Below are 3285 nucleotides of genomic sequence, written 5' to 3'. Positions count from 1 at the left end.
AATGTACTCCTCCCAAGTATGATCCAGGCAAATCAGCCTCAAAAGATTAGTTTCCTAACAACGCTCTATGTCACTGCCATGGGAATTTCGACAGCCATCGCTTCTTATCTATCCGTCCCTATCACCCAAGCTAGTTCTTGGAAGGGCCTCATCCTCGTTCTCAGCTTTCTCTGTCTGGTCACTCTGCTAGTCTGGTTGCCAAATCATCGCCACAACCACCACCTAGAAAACCAAAAAGAAAAGCAAGTCAAAGAGAATATTCTAAAAAGTAAAGATGTCTGGGCTATCATTATCTTTGGCGGGCTTCAGTCCTTGCTCTTTTATACAAGTATGACCTGGTTGCCAACTATGGCTGTTAGTGCTGGTATTTCTAATAGTGATGCGGCTCTCCTTGCTTCTATTTTCTCACTCATCAGCATTCCTTTTTCAATGACTGTTCCAAGTCTGACGACTCGTCTATCAGATGGTCACCGTCGAATCATGCTGGCAATTATCTCTATCGCTGGTATGACAGGAATTGCCATGCTCTTGTATCCAACCAATAATTTCCTCTACTGGTTAGTCGTCCATCTCTTGATTGGAACGGCCTGCAGTGCCCTCTTCCCCTACCTCATGGTTTGCTTCTCGCTTAAAACCAGTTCTCCTGAAAAGACAGCTCAGCTATCAGGACTAGCGCAAACAGGAGGCTACATCTTAGCTGCTTTTGGTCCTGCCTTGTTTGGTTATAGTTTTGAACTTTTCCAATCTTGGATCCCAGCTGTCCTTGCCCTTCTAGCCATCGATATCATCATGACCATCTCACTCTTTATGGTGGATCGGACTGATAAGATTCTCTAATTTTCTAAAATCTATCATAACCATAAACAATGCAAAGCCAGACAGAGTCTGGCTTTTTTTGGTCCATACAATAATCTAGTTTAATACACCTTAAAACTAGATTAATATCTTGTTTTGTGATAGAATATGTTTGCGTATGATTAGATTTTTGACTTGTGTGTTCGCAAGTATTAACAGCGATGTTATAGGAATGTTTGGCTTTACCTAGTTTTATTAGCTAGGGATTTTCTTGGATTTCTTCTGGAAATCTTGTTCGCGTAAGAGTTATCATACGCTTTTTTTTATGAGGAAAAAATTATGACTAAATTCAATCAACTACAAACAAAAGATGACTTTGCTAAACTACTTGGCTTGAAAAGTGCTAAATACATCAATTATTTATTGTACAATGTAAAAACTGATAATTTATATAACTCTTTCACTATCCTTAAAAAGAATGGTGGAGAAAGAGTTATACATGCCCCCAAAAAAGAGTTGAAGTTCCTTCAGAAAAAATTGTCTAATGTTTTGTGGGAATGTTACCTTGAAAGCATAGAATCTAAATCAAAGGATAAGAACTTTAAAACACCTGTTCTGTCTCACGCATTTGAAAAGGGGAAAAGCATTATTACCAACTCTCAGATGCATCGAAACAAGAAATACATTCTGAACATTGACTTGAAAAACTTTTTTGATTCTTTTAATTTTGGAAGAGTAAGAGGCTTCTTTATAAAAGACAAGGATTTTACTGTTTCACCAGAAATTGCTACAGTAATTGCTCAAATTGCATGTTACCAAGGTAAGTTACCACAAGGAGCCCCTTCTTCTCCCATCATCACAAATTTAATTACTAGAATTTTAGATTATCGGATTGTCAAAATTGCTAAAAAATATCGTTTTACATATTCTAGATACGCCGATGATATGACTTTTTCGACAAATCGTGAACTAAACTCTAATAAACTGAGAGCAAGCAAAGAGTTAGATAACTTTTTAACTGAATTAGAGGAGGTAATCATCTCATCTGGTTTTGAAATTAATCCTAAAAAAACACGATTGAGCAATAACATGCAGCGCCAAGAAGTGACTGGACTGGTTGTCAACAAAAAGATAAATGTAAAAAGAGAGTACATAAAAAATACTCGCGCAATGGCCTTTCAATTATACAAAGATGGAGCTTTTGAAATAGATAAGAAACCAGGAACGATCAATCAACTAACGGGACGCTTTGCTTTTATTTTTCAAATAGATCAATACAACAACTACTTACTTTATAAAAAGTCCCTGATTCAAAATAATCTGGATGCACAGAAATATTTATTAGGCAGAAACTCATCAAAAAAATCTGAATCGAAATATTATTGGAAATATATCTTTTATAATAAAGATTTACGAAAAGAATTATTCGATAATAAAAAACATAATACATATAATTTACCAACAGAGTTCTACAGTATAGGTAAGGAACAAAAGAAAACGTACATGTCTCTATTTAATTCTAGAGAAAAAGAGTACAAAAAATTTCTATTTTATAAATATTTTTTCGGAAATGATAAACCTATAATTGTCACAGAAGGAAAGACAGATCCCCGATATATTAAAGCAGCTTTAAAAAAGCTTTATCGTAAATATCCAGAACTTATTGAAAAAGTTGGCAATAACTTTGTATTTAAAATTGAATTTTTAAATCATACTAATACAATAGAGTATCTTTTTAATGTTCCAGAAGGGGGAGAAGGTTTTAAATATTGGTATAATTATTTTTCTGATAAATCTTACTATAATGATGAAGGTAAGAAAAAATTTTTTGCTCTAGATCCAGAAGAAAGAATTTTATACGCAAACTATATTACTTATTTCCAACAATTAACCGATAATATTCCAAATTATCCAACAATATTTTTATTTGATAATGAACCGAATAATAGAAATGGTAAGGATAAATCTCCCTTATTTTTGTTTGCGAATCATGCAAAAGACCTAATGAATCCTCAGAATAAAGACTCGAAGACTTCCAAGAGTTTAGAATCAAAAATTTCAGATAATTTAGAAAAAATTAGAAGAGAAAAACCTTGTCGTATTAATAAAAATGGGAGCTTATATATTATGGCGACACCTTTAGTATCTAGTAAGAATGACGGTAATTTTTCTGATATTGAAGATCTATTATTGTCACGTAAATTGCCACCCATTTTAAAAGGGAAAACATTCTCCAAGAGTGGTGGTGATAATCATTATGGAAAAGAAATTCTTTCAAAGCATGTTCTAAAAAATTATGAAAAATTCGATTTTACTGAGTTTATCCCTTTGTTAGACGGTATAAGAGATAATATACTAGATTATAAATCATTATTCTAGCTTATCTTTAAAATATAGAATTCTGCCGAATAACTGATGTATAATCCTCTAAACTTCTAGTTTTTACTAGGAGTTTTTTTATATGTAAAATTTTTACACATATTTCTTGAC

Annotated in this window: 2 protein-coding genes; both read left to right on the top strand. The window is 33.1% G+C overall.

Annotated features, from left to right (window positions below):
- On the top strand, positions 1-837 hold an 837-nt coding region (locus GMD6S_RS08640), incomplete at its 5' end, for an MFS transporter (RefSeq protein ID WP_008293997.1).
- Between the two features lie 297 nt (positions 838-1134).
- Positions 1135-3174, top strand: coding sequence for a retron Ec67 family RNA-directed DNA polymerase/endonuclease (locus tag GMD6S_RS08635; RefSeq protein ID WP_000160018.1), 2040 nt, complete (start codon positions 1135-1137; stop codon positions 3172-3174).
- Positions 3175-3285 lie beyond the last annotated feature (111 nt).

This window comes from Streptococcus sp. GMD6S (assembly GCF_000297015.1).
The sequence above is the reverse complement of the archived record's forward strand: the minus strand, read 5'-3'. Positions and strand labels throughout refer to the sequence as shown.